16 protein-coding genes are annotated in these 18,185 nt (G+C 44.9%); 3 read left to right on the forward strand and 13 right to left on the reverse strand.

Annotation, left to right across the window (positions count from 1 at the left end; all coding sequences use genetic code 11):
- Positions 1 to 120 precede the first annotated feature (120 nt).
- Positions 121 to 1,632, forward strand: a complete 1,512-nt coding sequence (locus BTO09_RS11875) for an NADP-dependent isocitrate dehydrogenase (RefSeq protein WP_087524986.1) — start codon at positions 121 to 123, stop codon at positions 1,630 to 1,632.
- Positions 1,633 to 1,711: 79 nt separating this feature from the next.
- Here the strand turns inward: BTO09_RS11875 and BTO09_RS11880 are convergent, their stop codons facing one another.
- Positions 1,712 to 3,589 (reverse strand): tetratricopeptide repeat protein, encoded by a 1,878-nt coding sequence (locus BTO09_RS11880; RefSeq protein ID WP_157663500.1) that lies wholly within the window; start codon positions 3,587 to 3,589, stop codon positions 1,712 to 1,714.
- A 330-nt stretch (positions 3,590 to 3,919) separates the two neighbouring features.
- Between BTO09_RS11880 and BTO09_RS11885 the strand changes: the two genes are divergently transcribed.
- On the forward strand, positions 3,920 to 4,861 hold the full coding sequence (locus BTO09_RS11885; protein ID WP_157663501.1) for a hypothetical protein: 942 nt from the start codon (positions 3,920 to 3,922) through the stop codon (positions 4,859 to 4,861).
- 11 nt (positions 4,862 to 4,872) lie between these two features.
- Here BTO09_RS11885 and BTO09_RS11890 read toward each other — a convergent pair whose 3' ends face one another.
- Both BTO09_RS11890 and BTO09_RS11895 read right to left on the reverse strand, forming a co-directional pair.
- Entirely contained in the window at positions 4,873 to 5,247 is a 375-nt protein-coding gene (locus BTO09_RS11890) for a hypothetical protein (protein WP_087524989.1), read from the reverse strand.
- The gene (locus tag BTO09_RS11895) at positions 5,240 to 8,371 is read right to left on the reverse strand and encodes a glycosyl hydrolase (RefSeq protein ID WP_087524990.1); all 3,132 of its coding nucleotides are present in this window, start codon (positions 8,369 to 8,371) and stop codon (positions 5,240 to 5,242) included. The genes BTO09_RS11890 and BTO09_RS11895 overlap by 8 nt, the downstream gene beginning before the upstream one ends.
- A 196-nt stretch (positions 8,372 to 8,567) precedes the next feature.
- Between BTO09_RS11895 and katG the strand changes: the two genes are divergently transcribed.
- Positions 8,568 to 10,775, forward strand: a complete 2,208-nt coding sequence (gene katG, locus BTO09_RS11900; RefSeq protein ID WP_087524991.1) for a catalase/peroxidase HPI — start codon at positions 8,568 to 8,570, stop codon at positions 10,773 to 10,775.
- 55 nt (positions 10,776 to 10,830) lie between these two features.
- Here katG and BTO09_RS11905 read toward each other — a convergent pair whose 3' ends face one another.
- From BTO09_RS11905 to BTO09_RS11950, 10 genes are all read right to left on the reverse strand, one after another.
- Positions 10,831 to 11,934: a DUF4421 family protein gene (locus tag BTO09_RS11905; RefSeq protein ID WP_157663502.1), complete on the reverse strand. Its 1,104-nt coding sequence runs from the start codon at positions 11,932 to 11,934 to the stop codon at positions 10,831 to 10,833.
- The gene (locus tag BTO09_RS11910) at positions 11,870 to 12,856 is read right to left on the reverse strand and encodes a hypothetical protein (protein ID WP_087524993.1); all 987 of its coding nucleotides are present in this window, start codon (positions 12,854 to 12,856) and stop codon (positions 11,870 to 11,872) included. The genes BTO09_RS11905 and BTO09_RS11910 overlap by 65 nt, the downstream gene beginning before the upstream one ends.
- 54 nt (positions 12,857 to 12,910) lie before the next feature.
- Positions 12,911 to 13,789, reverse strand: a complete 879-nt coding sequence (locus tag BTO09_RS11915) for a pirin family protein (protein WP_369826876.1) — start codon at positions 13,787 to 13,789, stop codon at positions 12,911 to 12,913.
- Between the two features lie 2 nt (positions 13,790 to 13,791).
- A complete protein-coding gene (locus tag BTO09_RS11920) occupies positions 13,792 to 14,148 on the reverse strand; it encodes a hypothetical protein (RefSeq protein ID WP_087524995.1) in 357 nt (118 codons plus the stop codon).
- Between the two features lie 79 nt (positions 14,149 to 14,227).
- The gene (locus BTO09_RS11925; protein WP_087524996.1) at positions 14,228 to 14,935 is read right to left on the reverse strand and encodes a membrane or secreted protein; all 708 of its coding nucleotides are present in this window, start codon (positions 14,933 to 14,935) and stop codon (positions 14,228 to 14,230) included.
- A gap of 2 nt (positions 14,936 to 14,937) precedes the next feature.
- Entirely contained in the window at positions 14,938 to 15,465 is a 528-nt protein-coding gene (locus BTO09_RS11930) for a hypothetical protein (protein ID WP_087524997.1), read from the reverse strand.
- On the reverse strand, positions 15,455 to 15,700 hold the full coding sequence (locus tag BTO09_RS11935; RefSeq protein WP_087524998.1) for a putative signal transducing protein: 246 nt from the start codon (positions 15,698 to 15,700) through the stop codon (positions 15,455 to 15,457). Before BTO09_RS11935 ends, BTO09_RS11930 begins: the two co-directional genes overlap by 11 nt.
- 94 nt (positions 15,701 to 15,794) lie before the next feature.
- Positions 15,795 to 16,655, reverse strand: coding sequence for an OmpA family protein (locus BTO09_RS11940; protein ID WP_087524999.1), 861 nt, complete (start codon positions 16,653 to 16,655; stop codon positions 15,795 to 15,797).
- Positions 16,656 to 16,734: 79 nt separating this feature from the next.
- Positions 16,735 to 17,727: a glycosyltransferase family 2 protein gene (locus BTO09_RS11945; RefSeq protein WP_232454960.1), complete on the reverse strand. Its 993-nt coding sequence runs from the start codon at positions 17,725 to 17,727 to the stop codon at positions 16,735 to 16,737.
- 10 nt (positions 17,728 to 17,737) lie between these two features.
- On the reverse strand, positions 17,738 to 18,181 hold the full coding sequence (locus BTO09_RS11950) for a type I restriction enzyme HsdR N-terminal domain-containing protein (RefSeq protein WP_087525001.1): 444 nt from the start codon (positions 18,179 to 18,181) through the stop codon (positions 17,738 to 17,740).
- Between the last annotated feature and the right edge of the window lie 4 nt (positions 18,182 to 18,185).

Raw genomic sequence — 18,185 nt, forward strand, 5'->3', positions numbered from 1 at the left:
AAGTCGAAGGTAACTGAGGTTACTTATAAGACATTAACTTTGATTATGTATTTTATAAAAAACATAAATAAAAATAAATGAAATTGATTTCTGAAATTTGCAACAAACAAATAAACACCTATGCAGAATCAATTGCTTAAAAAAGACATTACAACCCTACAGGCTGGAGTTAAGACCAAGGTTGCCGTAGCCAAAGGAGATGGAATTGGACCCGAGATCATGGACGCTACATTAAGGATCATGGAGGCCGCAGGAGCTCAGATCGAGGTAGACTTTATCGAGATCGGAGAACAGCAGTACTTAGCTGGAAACACCTCAGGGATCTCTCCAGAAGCTTGGGAGGCTATCAAGACGAACAAGGTGATCCTGAAAGCGCCGATCACCACGCCACAAGGTAAAGGTTATAAGAGTTTGAATGTGACCCTTAGAAAGTCGCTCGGGCTCTTCGCTAATGTGCGTCCTGTAAGTGCGTTACATCCGTACATCCATACGCCTTATCCCGACATGGATGTAGTAATAATTCGCGAGAATGAAGAAGATCTTTACGCAGGAATAGAACACCAACAAACCGACGATGTGGTGCAGTGTTTAAAGCTCATCACAAGACCAGGTTGTGAGCGAATCATTCGCTATGCCTTTGAATATGCCAAAGCCTATGGTCGCAAGAAAGTGACCTGCATGGTAAAAGACAATATCATGAAATTGACAGACGGACTCTTTCACCGCGTCTTTAAAGAGATCGCTGCAGCGTATCCGCAAATTGATAGCAACTCGCAGATCATTGATATCGGATCTGCTCGCTTGGCTGCCCGTCCGGAACAATATGACGTTATTGTGACCGCTAATCTCTACGGGGATATCATTTCTGACATCGCTGCGGAGATCGCCGGCTCTGTTGGGATGGCCGGTTCTGCCAACGTTGGGACCGAAGTGGCCATGTTCGAGGCCATTCACGGCTCAGCACCAGATATCGCAGGGAAGAAAATTGCTAATCCATCGGGCTTGATCAACGGTGCGGTACTCATGCTAGCGCACCTCGGTCAAACCGAGGTTGCAGATCGCATCAAGAATGCGTTGTTATCTACTATCGAGGCTGGTATTCACACTGCGGATATTTATCGCGAAGGTTCTTCGACCCGCTTGGTAAACACCAGTGAATTTGCAGAAGCTGTAATCGAGAGATTAGGAGAAACACCAAAATCTCTAAAGGCGAGCAAGCTCTCTGAAGGAGCCGGTACCATTCAGATTCCTGATTACGTGCGCAAGACACGTAAAAAGCAGCTGGTGGGTGTTGATGTATTCATTGACTGGAAAGGGGAGGACCCAAACCAAATTGGCGATGCATTGGCCGCTATCGATGCCTTTAAATTGAAATTGAAGATGATCACCAACCGAGGGGTGAAAGTCTACCCTAAAGGATTAAAAGAGACTTATAAAACAGATCACTGGAGGTGCCGTTTTGTGGCTATGGATGCCACAACCAGTACAAGCCCAGTGTATCAACCAGTAGATTTTGAGCAAGTGGTAGCGCTCTTATCTAAACTGCACGCCCAAGGTTTTGATGTTATCAAAACCGAGAACCTGTATGAATTCGATGGTACACGCGGATTCTCACTAGGTCAGGGAGAGTAGTGTTTCATTTCCACAGTTAATTGTTTAGTTAGTTGATGCAAAACCTCCGCTCAATCCTTTAAGAGCGGGGGTTTTCGCTTTATAGGGTGTTTAGGAATTCGGTGAGATCGGTATCCTTGTCCAGGTTCAATTTTTGCTTTAAACGGTATTTGGATTTAAGCACACTATCTGGCAAAACGTTAAGCATAGAAGCGATCTCTTTGGTACTTAAATGCATCCGCAAAAATGAAGCTAGTCTTAGTTCTTTTTCGGTTATGGTATCGTTGATCTTACGGATCTTATCATCAAAATTGTTGTGTACTTCGGAGAAGTAAGATTTAAAAACTTCCCAATCTTTATCTTCTGCGCGTTCTTTTTTAAGTAAAAGTATGAGTCTTCGAAATTCTATCTTAAACAGTTCCGGAGAGGCTTTGATCTTCTCCAAATTCTCTTTAAGTTCTTGTATAAAGGTGCTTTTCTGCACCAAATGCAAGGTTTGACTAGCCAGTTCCTTCTTTTTGAATTCGATCTCCTGACGTAGTATGGCTTCCTGTTTCTCGCGTTCGATTTTGTTCTTTCGCATGCGCTGACGCAGTCCGAAGATCACCAAAAGACCAATTATCACCGCAGCGGCAAGACCCAAACCGTAGAGCAATTTTGCCAACTGATCAGACTCCGCCTGAGCGTCTAGGGCAATGATCTCTTGTTCCTGCAGCGCCAAACGCGCTTCTTTTTTCTCCAGATCGAACTGGGCGCGCAGGTTTTCTATATTATCGGAGGTCTCTGTGTTCATGATAGAATCACTTAAAACCTTAAAGTTCTTATGGTGTTCTAGGGCTTTAGCATAATTTCCGAGTTGCTCATACGCCTGACTCTTTACGCGTTGGGAGACTTTTTGAAATGAAATGGTATTGTTTGGAACAGAATAGGCGAGCGAGGCTTCTGCCAATTGCATGGCTTGGCTGGGTTGCCGCATGGCCAAATAGGCCTCTGCCATTTTGTTTTGGGCCAATGCTATCTTGCGCTTTGAGTTAAGGCTTTCTGCCAAGCGTATGGCCTTTTCAAAATAGGGTATGGCTTGTTGCGGCTGGCCTTGTTCATCATAGACCTCGCCAACGGTGGTTAGTGCAGATATCAAGACCTCGTTGGCTTTGGCTTGTTCACTTATTGTTATGGCCTTGTTTAGATACTCCAAGGATTGCTCATAATCTTTCAGGACCTTAAACATGACCCCAATGTCATTTAAGGCTTGTGCCTCGTAAAAGACATCGTTTTCTCGCTGATAGACTTCTAGGGCTATTAAATTGTAGTCTATGGCCTTTCGCGTATTGCCAAGATTGTTCTCTAGGGTGGCGAGGTGGTTGTAGCAATCGGCAATCCGGACAGAATCTTTTAGGGCTTCAAAGTACTTCAACCCTTGCTGCACATTGGCAAGAGCAATATCGTAATAACCTTTATTTTGATTTATAGTGCCTTTAAAATCATATGCCAGAGCGATACCTATGCTGTCTTCGTATTTAATGGAGTTGGCAAGATCCAGATCGTTAATGCTGTCCGCTGCAGACAGATTCCCTTGACTAAATTCAATAATAGACAGGCCTCTGTAGTTGGAAGAAATTCTGGGTACATCTTCATCTTTTAGGGCAAGCTGTAAACTTTGATTGTAGTAGTTGCTGGCAGAATCAGTTTCAAAGATCGTGTAATGATACACTCCTAATTGATACAAGGCTAAAGATTCCCCTTTGACGTTTTTTAATTTTCGCGCCAGAGAAAGCATCTCTTCTGCATAGGGTTTTACTTCTGGAGTATTCCTATACATATAATAGTTGATCAGGTTGTTGATCGTTCTAAGTTTTAAGGTGTCTTCTTTATGCTGATTGTAGGCGGTGAGTAAACTGTCAATCCGGCTATTGTTTTGTCCGAAGTTCGTACTGCTCAGAAGAATAAAAAGGAGAAGTAAAAGTGGTTTTTTGCTCATAATGATAGCCTTAGTTGCTAGGTCTAAGATAGTTAGAATCAGGATGCAATCTATAGCGGCTAAGACGTCAGTCCATATAAATAACTTCCAATTTCCACGGTTCAAATCAATTTAAACTAACAATTGTGCTTGTGTAAATAATTGATTTATAGTTTGTTGTATTATAATGTTTATGCTGATTCGTTCTTGATCAGCACAGCAGTCTTGTCCATATTTATTTGGAGCTGTCCATACTTTGTCCATGCCACTTTTTAGATTTTCATCAAGCTCGGAGCTAGGTTTGTACTGTCCTTAAAAAAAGGGGCAACCGCATAACTAAAATTCTAAGTCATGAATCGCAATCTTTTATTTATCTCAATGGTAATGGTCGCCACACTTTGGGCTTGTAGCTCGGAGAACTCAGACGACACGACAGATCCAGATCCGCAGCAAACCACAAACGACATCGCTCGTTCCATAGCGGAATATCCAACAAGTGGAACTTTACTCTCAAGTTTAAGCAGCAGTTTAAGCGGAGAGGTGAACTACAATCTTACTTTCGAATCAGTACCTGGCGCTTTTACAATCACAACTGCAGGCCTTACCGTAGCAGATTGGTTGGTTTACGATTACGAACAGCGTACCAACATTACAGGAACAATAGAGGCCAGTAATGGCACTGAAACCGAAACTTTGAACATAGACATTGAAATAGACAATGTAGACGATATTTGGGCCTTTTTGCACACTTCTGCAGACGCCTATCTCGATGCAGAACCAGGCGAGTGGATTCCTATTTTAGAAAGTGAGTACAACGATTTGGCCAATTATCTGGCCATGACCTCAAAAAGTGGGGCAGAAGACAGCGACCTGATCAGCCCGACATCGATAAGCTCTTCGGCAGGGAATGTTACAATCAGTACTGTCAATGAGCAGAAATTGCCTGCAGGCAGTTATTTGTTTGCCTTTAAATACTACAGCTGGGTGAACAATTCCAACAACGTTCAAGTAAAGCTCTCAGAAGGAAACTTCAGCGGGCCTTTTGAAGATGTAGGCATGGCTTTTCCAGAGCATGACGATGAATACAACCACTTTGTGATCAAAGGTGCAGACAGTCCCACAACGGGGGAGGGCTATTTGGGCATGTACGCTCCCAACAATTACGGGTCTAAAGCTAAATCCGGAGCCCAGTGGCTCTTCGGTACAGGTAATACTTCTATTCTGCCCAGTTCCGGCAGTAATTTTGTTCCGCTCTATCAGGGACTCAGTTCCACACTCAAACAATGGGATTAAAAAAAAGCAGCTCAATTAGAGCTGCTTTTTTGCTTTTGAGCCTCCCGCAAGAACAAAAGGCCAATTACTATAAGTGGTAAAGTAATGAGTGCTATAACACTAAGACTGATCCAGATCGAATCGTTTATCCTATAGTTCAGCATAAACAGATACGGGCTCAAGCCAAATCCTAGCACCGTAAATATCAAACCGCCTAGGCGCTGCCTTTTCCACGCTATAAGTAAGATCAACAATACCGCTAATGCTGGTAACAGATGCAAGGCAAAATCCTTGATTTGTGCCGTTAAGGGAGCCTCCTCTGCAAATGCATCCGAAGCAAACAAACTCAGAAAGAACACCATGCCCAATCCCAAAATCCGCGGTATCCAATAGATCAGCTTAGTCATCTAAGAAAATAGCTGGTAGCTCGAGTGTTTTATACAGGGCGTTATAGGCCTGCATTTCTGTATTGATTATAGCGTCGCGCTCGTCTTGATATACCTTCCAATCGGACATCAAATCGCTAAAGCGAAGCTTGGCCCCAGCAGTGAGTCTCGGATCGTCCTGATCGATATAATTGAAAAGGGCGTTGAACTGCGCATTGAGCTTATTGTTAAAGTTAATTACGTCCTGAAAGGTCTTTTGCTTGGCTTGGATCAGATTCTCTTCCCATTGGGTAATTCGCTTGCTTATCGCTTTGCCTTTTTCTAGGAGCTCTGCTGCGGATTCGTTCTCGGCTAAAAGCTCATCATAGCGTGTTATCTGCGCTTGGGCCGATCGCATCTTGGTCACAGATTCGTGCATTTCTGTGATCACATCTTGAATCTGCATCAACATTTTTTGTTGAGCTGCCCAGTCTGCTGCACTAGCATCCACCGCCGGATTCGGAAGTAATTTTGCTGTGGTCTCGCTCACCTTACCATTATAGGACAACCTAAAGGTGTAAGTGCCCGGAGCAACGCTACCACCGTATAAACCACCAAAAACAAAAACCTTGTCAACTCCCGGCATCGGATCTCTATCAAAGCCCCAGCTGAAACGGTTATAACCTTGCTTTTTAGGCAGTACCTGTGGCGGTGGAGGTCCGCCTGGCCATGATCTGTATCCTTGCGGACGCTTACTGCTAAGGGTTCTAATGACTTTGTTGTCTTGCAAGATCTCCAGTTTTAATTCCAAGCTATCAATAGCCTCGTTCAAGTAGTAATCAAAGTTGATCCCCATTCTCGGGTTGCGGCCTTGACCAGGAGCACGAGAGACGCCTCCATAGAGTCGGTAATTGTCTTTCGGTTGGAATATTTGAAAGCTTTGACTACTTAGATCGAGTTGTTGTAAAGGGCTCAGATCGTCCAAGATCCAAAAGGCGCGACCAGAAGTTGCAGCGATCAAATCGTTCTGACGAATAAAAAGATCATTTATAGCCACAACAGGCAAGTTCAGATCGAAGCGTTGCCACATGGCCCCGTCGTTAAAGGAGACATACATACCAGTCTCGGTACCCGCATAAAGCAAACCTTTGCGTTTCTTGTCGGCGCGAACCACACGGGCAAAGCCGTTAGGATCGTCCAAACCGTTTACAATTTTAGTCCAAGAAGCACCGTAGTTGTTTGTTTTAAACACATGCGAACTAAGATCCATGGATTTATAGCGCATCACCACTACATATGCGGTTGCCGGATCGTGCTCGGATACATCAATGCTATTGATAATACCATCTTTGATTCCCGGAGGAGTGATGTTAGTCCAGTTCTTGCCGCCGTCTTTGGTAATGTGTAGTAAGCCGTCGTCTGTTCCGGCATAAAGTACGCCTTCTTCATGTTGAGATTCTACCAAAGATGTTATGGTGTTGTAGTTTTCTCCACCCGCGGCCTCGTTGGTATACGGACCCCCGCCAGGGCCGTGTTTGTCTTTCTCGTTCTTGGTGAGATCGGGACTTACCTCCATCCAACTCAAACCACCATCCGTACTCTTAAATACAACATTCCCTACATGATAGATGATCGAGCGATCGTGGGGCGAAGTAATAATAGGAGCGTTCCAGTTGTAGCGGTATTTGGCGTCTTTAGGCGCAATACTTAAACCGAGTTCCGGATATTGCTTTATCGATTTCTGATAGCGCGCATCTCTGTCCCATTTACTTAGATTTCCCTGATAGGTTCCGCCGTAAACGGTCTGTGGATCGTCTGGGTCAAAGGCGATAAAGGCACTTTCCCCTCCGGCGACAGAATACCAATCTTTCCAACCAATTCCACCATCGTTGGTTCGGCTTGCAATCCCTATGGCCGAATTATCCTGTTGTCCACCGTAAATGTGATAAGGCACTTGATTGTCTGCTATAACTCTGTAGAACTGAGCTGTGGGCTGATTGCGTTGTGAACTCCAACTTTTACCGCCATTAAAGGAAATATTGGCTCCCCCGTCGTTAGAATTGATCATGTTTTGATTGTCCTGCGGATTGATCCACAGATGGTGGTTGTCACCATGCGGCACAGCTATCCCAGAGAAGGTCTTTCCGCCGTCAATGGACTTCATGACAGGTGCATTGAGCACGTAGACCACGTTTTCATTTACAGGATCGGCAAAGATCTCCATATAATACCAAGAGCGTGCAATGTTCACACGGTCCTTGTTGATCTGTTTCCAGTTCTTTCCGGCGTTGTCTGAGCGATAAACCCCGCCTTTAGTGCCTTCTGCTTCTATTACGGCATAAACGCGTTCTGAATTGGCGCGAGAAACAGAGATCCCGGCTTTACCAAAATCCGCAGGCAAGCCCTCGGTCATTTTTTCCCAATTGTCACCGCCGTCCGTAGATTTGTAAAGTCCAGATTGCGCTCCTCCAGACTCCATGATCCAAGGAAAGCGTTGATGCTCCCACATGGCGGCATAAAGGATACGCGGATTATTCATATCCATGCTCAAAGAGGAGGCGCCGACCTTGTTGCCAACGCTTAACACTTGCTCCCAGCTTGCACCACCATTAGTGGTTCGGTATACACCACGTTGTTTGGAGGGAGCGTATTGTGCTCCTTGTGCACTTACGTAGATCACATCTGGATTTTGCGGATGAATGATCACGTCTGAGATGTGACGTGAATTATCAAGACCAATATGTTTCCAGGTCTTTCCTGCATCGTGAGAGATATAAACACCATCCCCCATAGAGGTCATAACTCCTCGGGCTGCGTGTTCTCCCATTCCTACCACTACCACATTAGGGTCGCTTTCAGAAACGGCAATGGCTCCTACGGAACCCGTCTTAAAAAAGCCATCGGAAATATTGTTCCAGGTGATTCCACGATCTGTGGTTTTCCAGACTCCGCCGCCTGTAGATCCCATATAATAAGTGTTAGGATCGCCGACCACGCCGGTGCTCGTCACAGACCTACCACCTCTAAAAGGGCCAATATTGCGCCATTCGAGGCCGTGGAATAAACTGTCTGCTACTGTGGGAATTGATGCTTTGCTTTTGCGTTGTGCATTGGTGCTTAAAGGAATGAGCAATGCACTTAAAACCAGAAATTTTAAGATTCTCATGGGTTGGATGTTAGTATTGTTGGTTGTTTTCTAAGGTACAAAAAACCTCAATGCAGTGAACAAGTTGAACTACTAGTATCTGATTTACGGTGACCTATACCATCCATTATTCCGATATAAACAATACTGATAGTGGTCATAGAAATATAAGGCGAGCTTATGGTAAATTTGAGGAAACAATCAAAATCATCAAAAAATGGGAAATAACGAATTAGGAGACTTGAATAGCAGTGACGCTAGCAAATGTCCTTTTCTTAGCGGAAAGCAGAACACTGTTGGCGGTGGCGGCGTGAAGAACCGCGATTGGTGGCCAAACGAATTAAAGCTGAACATACTGCGTCAGCACGCCACTAAGTCTAACCCTATGGGCGAGGACTTTAATTATGCGGAGGCCTTTAAGAGCTTAGACTACGACGCCTTAAAGAAAGACCTTGAAAAGTTAATGACGGACTCTCAGGAGTGGTGGCCGGCAGACTACGGACACTACGGAGGGCTAATGATCCGTATGGCTTGGCACAGTGCCGGTACCTACAGAGTAGGAGATGGTAGAGGTGGAGCCGGAACCGGAAACCAACGTTTTGCGCCAATCAACAGTTGGCCAGATAACGGGAACTTGGACAAAGCGCGTTTGTTGCTTTGGCCTATCAAAAAGAAATACGGGAACAAGATCTCTTGGGCAGACCTAATGATCCTTGCCGGAAACGTCGCCTTGGAATCAATGGGATTCCCAACCTTTGGTTTTGCTGGAGGACGAGAAGATATTTGGGAACCAGAACAAGATGTTTACTGGGGTAGTGAAACCGAATGGGGTGCTAATGAAGACCGTTACGAAGGCGGTAAATTAGAAGATCCACTTGCCGCAGTAATGATGGGATGGATCTATGTTAACCCAGAAGGACCGAACGGAAACCCAGATCCAATGGGCTCTGCAGCAAATGTACGTGAGACTTTTGGCCGTATGGCTATGAACGATGAAGAGACCGTAGCCTTGGTTGCTGGAGGACACACTTTTGGAAAAGCGCACGGAGCTGCCGATCCAGGAAAATACGTAGGCCCTGAGCCTCACGGAGCTTCAATCGAAGAAATGAGCACCGGATGGAAGAATACCTATAAGTCTGGAGTGCTAGAAGATACTATTACCAGTGGTATCGAAGGTGCTTGGACACCAAACCCAACCCAATGGGATGCCGATTATTTTGATGTATTGTTGAATTACGATTGGGAATTGACCAAGAGTCCTGCTGGAGCGCACCAATGGACGCCAACAGCGGAGTCTAAAGCAAGAATGGCGCCAACAGCTGGAGATCCTAACGGACAGCAAGCGCTTATGATGACCACAGCAGATATTGCCTTAAAGACAGATCCTGCTTATTTGGAGATCTCTAAGCGTTTCCACAAAGATCACAAAGCCTTTGAGGATGCTTTTGCTAGAGCTTGGTACAAACTTACGCACCGTGATATGGGACCAAAAGTTCGTTATTTGGGGCCAGAAGTACCTGCTGAGGAGCTGATCTGGCAAGACCCTATCCCAGCGGCGAGCTACACTTTGAGCAGTGCCGACGAGGAATCTTTGAAAAAAATGATCTTGGCTTCTGGTTTGAGTGTTTCTGAATTGGTTAGAACTGCCTGGGCATCTGCTTCTACTTACAGAGACACCGATAAGCGCGGAGGTGCCAATGGAGCTCGAGTACGTTTGGAGCCGCAACGCAGCTGGCCGGTGAACAATCCTGAGGAACTGAATAAAGTTCTGGGTGTACTAGAGGCTATTCAGAATGAATTTAGCGGCAATGTAAGCATGGCAGACCTAATTGTATTGGCAGGTAATGCTGCTGTAGAAGAGGCTGCTAGAAATGCAGGACATAATATCAATGTTCCTTTCCACGGCGGTAGAGGAGATGCTACGCAAGAGCAAACCGATATTGAGCAGTTCAATTACCTAAAACCACTAGGAGATGGTTTCCGTAACTACGTGAATCCTAACCTAGATGTTGCAGCAGAAGATCTGCTTGTGGACAAGGCTAACCTAATGGCACTATCTATTCCGGAAATGACTGTGCTTGTTGGTGGTATGCGTGTTTTAGGTGCGAACTACGACGGTTCTAAGCATGGAGTGTTCACAGACAATGTAGGGCATTTGACCAACGACTTCTTTAAGAACTTGGTAGATATGACCTACACTTGGAGCGCTGCTTCTGACGATGATAAATTGTTCGAAGGCCGTGATCGCAGAACCGGACAAGTTCGATTCACAGGTACACGTGCGGACTTGATCTTCGGATCGAATACTGAACTACGTGCTGTGGCAGAAGTATATGCTGCAGACGATGCCGAGCAAAAGTTTGTAAATGACTTTGTGGCGGCTTGGACCAAAGTAATGAACGCAGATCGCTTTGATCTGGCCTAGTTACTCCCTTATTGAGTCTTAATTTTTAAAGTGGCCTCTTCGGAGGTCACTTTTTTTATAGACCGAATTTCTCATTGATGCGTCTGGCCTGTTTGGCAATAAATTCTGGTGGGTCTAATCTGATGCCTACAAAGAATCGCGCAAAGACCTGGTCGTTGATCACTGAACTACCAGAACCAGTTTTGGTATAGATCGATTGAAAATTAAGGAGTCCTCCAGCGATAAAACGCTCCGAGCTATATCCGAGTTGCAAACCGCCATCGAGTATTAAAGGGTAGCGGGTGTCGCGTTCTCGCGCTGTTGTGTTTTCCTGAGTAGTGTTACTAAAGCGTATGCCGATCCCTGGGGAGAGTTGCGGTGCTATAAACCAGTTGGCGTGGATCACCCATGTGTAATAGTATGCGGCAATAAGGTCCAGTTCAAAATTGTTCTCAACTTCTCTGGTTTGATTTAAGGTTGCAGAAATTCGTCGGTAACCATATCGCGCAGTAGGTACAAAGCTGCCCGCGCTTTTTAGTTGCCATTCGGTATTGTACACAATATTTCGGAGAGAAAACCTATCGTTTAAAACGTAAGCTGTGGATCCTCCGTAGTAGGTGCGTTTTAGATATGGAAACTGAATGTAAGGGTCGCTATTGGCATTCCAATCTGCAATAAAATCCGCAGTGTTCTCAACGTAGAATCCTTCATTGCTTTGGTAGGTGAGTTCTTGTGTCCATCGGCCTAGAAAAAAGCGAAATCCAATATCGGTAAGCTCGCTTGAGCCTTTTCTGGCGTCGTCCTTATTGGAGTTAAAAAAGTTCGGAGCAAACCCAATGCTAAAGCCTAAAAACTCATAATCTAACGAGAGGTCTAATCGCAGGCTATTGTTGGTGCTCAATGCGATCTGCTCTTGTTGGTCTGAATAGATGAGAAACTCTTCGTTCTGAGTGTCTAAGTTTATTTTTAAGATGATCTTATCTACGTATGACTTGATCTGTAGGCTGTCTGCTTCTTGAGCAAGTAGTGTATTGGAAATCAGTCCTAAAATTAGAAGAGGGCTGCAAAACGCAAGCGATGGACCATATTTACGTATAGAGAAAATACTTGAATTATTATCTGAATCGAACCGACTCCAAGGTCGCTTTAAACTGCGGTAAACGTTGTAAGGGTTGATCAAAGGCACTGGCAATAAAAACTAGAGCGCTATTTGGGCCATTTAAGATCGCCGCGTAAAAGACCCCGGTTCTTCCATCCGCATTCACAGTGGTCTCTAAGACAGTGGCTGGCATGCCACTAATGACCAATTGCTCTGTTTCTTTAGACGTGATCTTTAGCTTTCCTTCTTGACTCTCTGTAATGAGTTGCTCAAAGTATTTTTCTTGCGCTTCCACAGGGAGCACCGGAATAGGAGCAAAATTCATTGAGGTAGGGAGGCCTTTTTCTGCTTCAGGATCTCCGCTGAGGTTATAAATGTCTACTGTTTTACTGAGAACAGCAGCTTTAAAACCAGTGATATTCGGATCAAAGGTATAGAATGGTCCGGAAAGATCTTCTGGATTCTGGTCCTTATCGTGCACCATAGACTTAAAAATGCTTAAGATCTCATTACGCGACTCCGGACTATCGCTAGGGTATTCGCCAAAGATCAGGCAAACAAAGTCTTGATCGCCAAAAACCACAGAGGCCTTTCGCTGGGTGGGTAAATTAGAAGGTCCGTCTAGAAAAATACCGTCGTAGATCCCAAAGCGAATAGATCGCACAATGTCTACTTTAGACCCGCCGGCTTCGATATTCTCGCGGCTGAAGGCTTTCTTGGCATTCTCAAAGTTCGCAGAAGGTGTCTCGACGATCTGTATAAAGGTATTTTGATCTTTTTGGATTTGATTCTGCGCACGAATGAATTTGAAATTATCAGGAAGTAAGGCATAAACCTTTGAGCCGGGAATACGCTTATGCGCTTCGGTAAGCCTGCTGTTTACAGTATCTGGAAAGCGTGTTGGATCTTCCTTCGGATTGGTTGCTAAGGTCTTTTCATCTTTACAACCGGCGGTAACAACTAGCCCTAAGGATAGTATTAAGAGTAGATTCAGGATGCGCATATTTGCTTGTTTAGTGCATGCCAAAACTACAGAAAAATGGATAAAACTGAGCGCTTATCTTTTGAGCTCAGGAATTGGAATATAAGTATCGTCTCCAGGAACTTGTGGAAATTTTTTGGCTTGCCAAGCTGCTTTGGCTTTCTGCAGCTTGTCTTTATCAGAAGAAACAAAGTTCCAAAGCAAGAAGTGTTCTTGCCTTAAAGGTTCGCCACCAAAGAGCAATAATTGGGTGTTGGCATCCATACAGATCTCACACTGTTCATCTGTCTTGCTGATCAACATTTGTCCGGCATCCACTTTTTGAGAATCAACGTTGATCTGTCCTTTAACGATCACAAAAGCAACTTCCCCACATAGCTGTCCGGCCAGTTTTAGTGTGGTTTCTGCGGAGCTGAACACGTCGACCATAAACAAAGGAGAAAAGCCCTGCAAAGGTGCTTTTTTACCAAAGGCCTCTCCAGCTGCCAACTTAAAGGTAATTGGGCCCTCTTGCCAAGTTGGTATCTCTGCTGCAGGAAAATAATCGAAGCGAGGTTCCATCTCTTCCAGCTCAGGCGGTAGGGCCACCCAGATCTGATACCCGTGCATCGCAAACTCACGGCCGTCTCTAAGCTGCTGAGGTGTTCTCTCGGTATGGGTCACGCCCTTACCGGCAGTCATAAAGCCAACATCTCCGGGAGCAATGTTCTGAACACTCCCAATGCTGTCTCGGTGTTCTATCTGTCCTTCAAACAAATAGGTGAGTGTACTAAGCCCAATATGTGGATGTTGATTCACATCCATATAACGACCAGGGCCAAGTTTTGTAGGGCCCATATGGTCAATAAAAGTAAAGGGGCCTACTTGTCTTTTTTTGCGGAAAGGCAACAACCTTCCCACCATAAAATTCCCCAGATCGGCTTGGCGTTCATCGACCAAGAGTTTGTTATTCATTATTAGAACTTTTTAATGGGCTTATAGCTAACTGCGACCTTGGCTTCTTCTTCCGAATCAAAATAGACCTCAAGACCTTTAGAAAGTATTAGTTCTCTGGTCTGTTCTGGTTTTACGGTCACTTCTTGCAAAATAACGCCTTCCTTTTGGACTCTTATGGAGAATACGCCCTTACCAATATTGGAGATCACGATGATGCTGTTCTCGGCAATGAACGGGTTAATGGTCGCATCTTGTCCGGGCCCTTTTCCGGTTATAGACATGGACTGGTTCGGATCTAGTTCAAGGATGTTCGCATCCTGAGCGAATCCGCAGTAAACCATAGCAAATAGCGCAAAGAGTGTAGTTGTAATTCTCATGGTTAAAGTTTTTTCTAAAGGTACGTCTACTAGGAGCTTAGGTATCCCTACGGATTCCCAATTCTTTGGTAATAAATAGTTAATCTCGCAGCGACCAGACTTCGTAAAGGGGGTCGCCCTTGCTAGAAAAACCAGAATGATGCCATTTCCCATCGATCAATTCAAAGTCGAATTCCAAACTCGCACCAACCCGATTGACATCTCTTGAAAAGAATTCTATGTTCTCCGTATACTTTCCGTTTGCTGTGGTATAAGAGCCACCACCGGTTCCCATGAATTGTTTCGTCTCTGTATTGTAGGCGATCCACTGGAAGCGCGTCCCTGAGAGGATCTTCATCGTCTTCCGAGGTCTAGAGGTATCGCGCTCTTGCATTTCACCATTTCGCTTTCTGCCAGACATAAGCCAAGCGCCGCTCAGTGCCCCTGGAGTTCCATCGTCTATGCGCTTAAAGACACGAGCGTCTCCAACGATCTGTAAACTTGTATCGGTCAATTTAATTTCAAAACTCACGGACTTGCCAACAGAAGAAGCATCGTCCGAATGAAACTCCACCGTTTCTGTCATCGTATTACCCTCCAATGACCAGAGGCCACCGTTGGTATGGACAAAAGCGCCGCTTTGGGCATCATAAGTGGTCAATACCTGATAACCATCGGCAAAGATCACCACATGCCGCAGCTGCTTGCCTTGCGCATTTGTCTCGTAATTTTCCCAAGCCCCAATGACGCTTTGGGCGTTGACAGTCGTCCCAATAATCAGAGCCATTAACAAGAATGTAATTCTCATGATCAATTCGTTTTTAAGTATTGCTGCGGAATAGGATTGTCTGGAGTCTCTGGGGTCCAGTATATGTTTACGATCCACCAACGCGTTCCATCGAACTGCAATTGAATGCTGTTAATGCCACGCATAAAGGGTTTGTCGTCTGTCTTGCTGCGGTAGGATTCGTAGGTGCTGAATACCTGACAAATGTTTCCGAAGTGATCTTCCTTACGCGCTACTTCTACCTCAAAGAAACCATTTTCTACTAACCAAGGCCCAGACCTTTCGATATAGTCTTGCGGGCTCATATAGGTAAGGGCATGAGCACCACTTTTGGTCTTGACAGAATAGATCAGTTGTCCTTTAGGATGAAACAGATACTTGAACAGGTCCCAGTCTCTGGCTTCTCCCTTTTCTCCCGAGATCACTCCGTAGAGGGTCGCTAAGGTGCTGTCTAGCGTCGTTACCAGGGCAGGGTAGTCTTTGTTTTCTTGGGCATTACTTGTCCATGTAAAGCTCAATACTAGCGCCAATAGCAGGAGTTTAGGCTTCATCGGTATGTTGGTTATTAATAAAGTCTTTTACAACGCCTTTAGCAGTTTCCAGATCGTCTTGATGCACCTTAAGCCTAACCGTATTAGGGGTTCCTCCGCCAAATCCTGCGGTTATACCAGCTTGATAGTCGTTTTGAACCATGGCATCAACGCCCGCGGCAGCTAAAAGTCCTTTTAAAAGTATGACACGTACCTCTGTTCCGGAGTATACGGTTTCGAATTCTTGTTCACTCATATCGCAAATAAAATGATGGTGTCTGTTAAAGTTAAGTCTTTAAAATAAAAAACCGCGCTTTTGGGCGCGGTTTCTCAAATCTTTCTACGAACTCTTAGTCGTTGATAGCAGGATCTTTTAGACCGTCTTCTATCATATTGTAGAACTGGTCGATCTTAGGCAATACCACTATGCGTGTACGTCTGTTTCTGGCCTTACCTTCTGCAGTGTCGTTAGAGGCAACTGGCACATATTCAGAACGTCCTCCTGCGGTCATGCGCTTAGGATCTACTCCAAAATCGTCTTGTAGTAAACGCACTACAGCAGTAGCTCTAAGTACACTCAGGTCCCAGTTGTCTTTAATACCGTTACGGCTAATTGGGTCGGTATCGGTATGTCCTTCTACCAAGAACTCAAAGTCTGGTTTGTTGTTAACCACTTTGGCTACTTTACCTAGCACTTCTTTGGCGCGATCGGTAATGGCATAGCTGCCGCTCTTAAACAATAGTTTGTCAGAGATGTTTACGTAAACTACTCCTTTTTCTACACTTACCTCAATGTCTTCGTCGTCCAGGTTGCCCAGAACTCCTTTAAGGCTTTGTACCAAGGCTAGGTTCACAGAATCTCTACGAGTAACCGCATCTTGCAGTTTGCGAATGGTCAGATCCTTTTCTTTAAGGCTTTCCAAAGAGCGCTCCAAGTTCGCTGCACCTTGTTGGGTTAGGGTAGTGAACTCTCCAATTTGTTTGATCAGATCGCCATTGGTGGCGTTTAGTGAGGCAACTTGAGATTCTAAAGAGTTGGCGCGAGCTGTAAGACCCGCTTTTTCTTCCAAACAGCTGTTTAATTTAACTGTTGCAGAATTCAATAAATCTTCAGTGTTGCGTTGTTTCGCTTCTAATTCGGCATATTGCTTTTTAGAAACACAGGAAACCGCAGTAAGGGCAATTGCGGCAATTAATGCTATTTTCTTCATAAATCTCGGTTTAGTGATGTAAAATTAGTTGATAAGCTGCTTAGCTAAAAATCCTTAACAATACTTTAGGTAAAGGTAGTTAAAGCTTCCCAAAAGAACGAATCCCAGCAACAAAATACTTCCATACAATACTGCTGTGGGTGTAGTATTTTTCGTCTCTGTAATGTGCTGGTTTGCTTTTGCTTATGCTGCTGTAATTCCTGTAGAAATCCAGATGTGCGCGCAAGATGGCACTGAGATGGGCAAATTTACCTTGTAGTAAAAAGCGCAGCCCTGCCACACCGTCTAGTAACATGCGTACAAAGATGCGTCGCATTGCGGTAAAGCCTTTGAGGTTTTTAGCCAAACAGTAAAGCGAATTTCTAAAGTTGTAGTAGGTTTTCTGCGGATGCATACTGGGCAGGGTTCCCCCGCCTAAATGATAGACCACAGCTTGCGGTATGCATTTCACAGTTCTGCCCATGTGAAACAAGCGCCAACACAGATCGATCTCTTCCATATGAGCAAAGAAACGCTCGTCAAGACCTCCTGCAGCAATAAAATCGTCCTTGCGAATAAACAAACAAGCACCACTGGCCCAAAAGATATCAAGTGGCTCCTGGTATTGCCCCTTATCTTCTTCCAGACAGTCGAAAATACGTCCACGGCAATAAGGATAGCCGTATTTGTCTATAAAACCTCCTGCTGCTCCGGCATATTCGAACTGCTTCGGATTCTTATGATCTAAGATCTTAGGCTGCGCCGCCGCCAAGTCGCTATTGGCGTTAAAGGCTGCCTGCATGGGTTCTAACCAGGCAGGAGTTACTTCTACATCGCTATTGAGTAAGACCCATAGCGGTTCTGCAACCTGCTTTAAGGCCTCATTGTATCCACCTGCGTAACCTCTATTGGTCTTGTTCTGTATAATGGTGATCTGCGGATAGTTTTCTTTTACAAAAGCGACAGAATCGTCTGTGGAGGCATTGTCGGCTACATAGATATGTGCTCCTTCGCTGTGGGCCATCACCGAAGGTAGATAGGTCTCTAGCAAAGACTTTCCGTTCCAATTAAGTATGACGACCGCAGTTTTCACAAAGGCAAATTTAGGCATACGGTGGCAACTCTGCTAAGAAATTATAGCGTCCGTGCTCGTAATCCAATTGACAGTAATAATGTGCCAGCCCGTTGGTCACCATAAGTAAGTCTGCTTGCAGGGATAGATTATAGCGCGCTATCTGATCAAAGGTCTCTTGCGTAATTGCCACGCTAGGGGCTTTGCATTCTACTAGAATTCGAATTTTCCCCTCCGGAGTAAATACAACTACATCGTAGCGTTTCTTTAATCCGCTCACTTCCAGTTGCTTTTCTACATTGATCAAACTCAAAGGGTAATGGAGCGCTTCGTTGAGGTAACGTACACAATGTTGGCGTACCCATTCCTCTGGGGTTAGTACCACGAATTTTTTTCTTACCACATCAAAAACGCCGGGCTTATTTTTGGTATTTTTGAAGCGAAACTCGTACCGAGGAAATGCCAGTTGCTGCATAGAG

Origin of the sequence: Gilvibacter sp. SZ-19, assembly GCF_002163875.1 — a bacterium.
In the GTDB taxonomy this organism is placed as follows: domain Bacteria; phylum Bacteroidota; class Bacteroidia; order Flavobacteriales; family Flavobacteriaceae; genus Gilvibacter.

Coding starts and splice junctions, on each gene's coding strand:
- BTO09_RS11875 (WP_087524986.1), top strand. CDS start 121: ATGCAGAATCAATTGCTTAAAAAAGACATTACAACCCTACAGGCTGGA.
- BTO09_RS11880 (WP_157663500.1), bottom strand. CDS start 3,589: ATGAGCAAAAAACCACTTTTACTTCTCCTTTTTATTCTTCTGAGCAGT.
- BTO09_RS11885 (WP_157663501.1), top strand. CDS start 3,920: ATGAATCGCAATCTTTTATTTATCTCAATGGTAATGGTCGCCACACTT.
- BTO09_RS11890 (WP_087524989.1), bottom strand. CDS start 5,247: ATGACTAAGCTGATCTATTGGATACCGCGGATTTTGGGATTGGGCATG.
- BTO09_RS11895 (WP_087524990.1), bottom strand. CDS start 8,371: ATGAGAATCTTAAAATTTCTGGTTTTAAGTGCATTGCTCATTCCTTTA.
- katG (WP_087524991.1), top strand. CDS start 8,568: ATGGGAAATAACGAATTAGGAGACTTGAATAGCAGTGACGCTAGCAAA.
- BTO09_RS11910 (WP_087524993.1), bottom strand. CDS start 12,856: ATGCGCATCCTGAATCTACTCTTAATACTATCCTTAGGGCTAGTTGTT.
- BTO09_RS11915 (WP_369826876.1), bottom strand. CDS start 13,789: ATGAATAACAAACTCTTGGTCGATGAACGCCAAGCCGATCTGGGGAAT.
- BTO09_RS11920 (WP_087524995.1), bottom strand. CDS start 14,148: ATGAGAATTACAACTACACTCTTTGCGCTATTTGCTATGGTTTACTGC.
- BTO09_RS11925 (WP_087524996.1), bottom strand. CDS start 14,935: ATGAGAATTACATTCTTGTTAATGGCTCTGATTATTGGGACGACTGTC.
- BTO09_RS11930 (WP_087524997.1), bottom strand. CDS start 15,465: ATGAAGCCTAAACTCCTGCTATTGGCGCTAGTATTGAGCTTTACATGG.
- BTO09_RS11935 (WP_087524998.1), bottom strand. CDS start 15,700: ATGAGTGAACAAGAATTCGAAACCGTATACTCCGGAACAGAGGTACGT.
- BTO09_RS11940 (WP_087524999.1), bottom strand. CDS start 16,655: ATGAAGAAAATAGCATTAATTGCCGCAATTGCCCTTACTGCGGTTTCC.
- BTO09_RS11950 (WP_087525001.1), bottom strand. CDS start 18,181: ATGCAGCAACTGGCATTTCCTCGGTACGAGTTTCGCTTCAAAAATACC.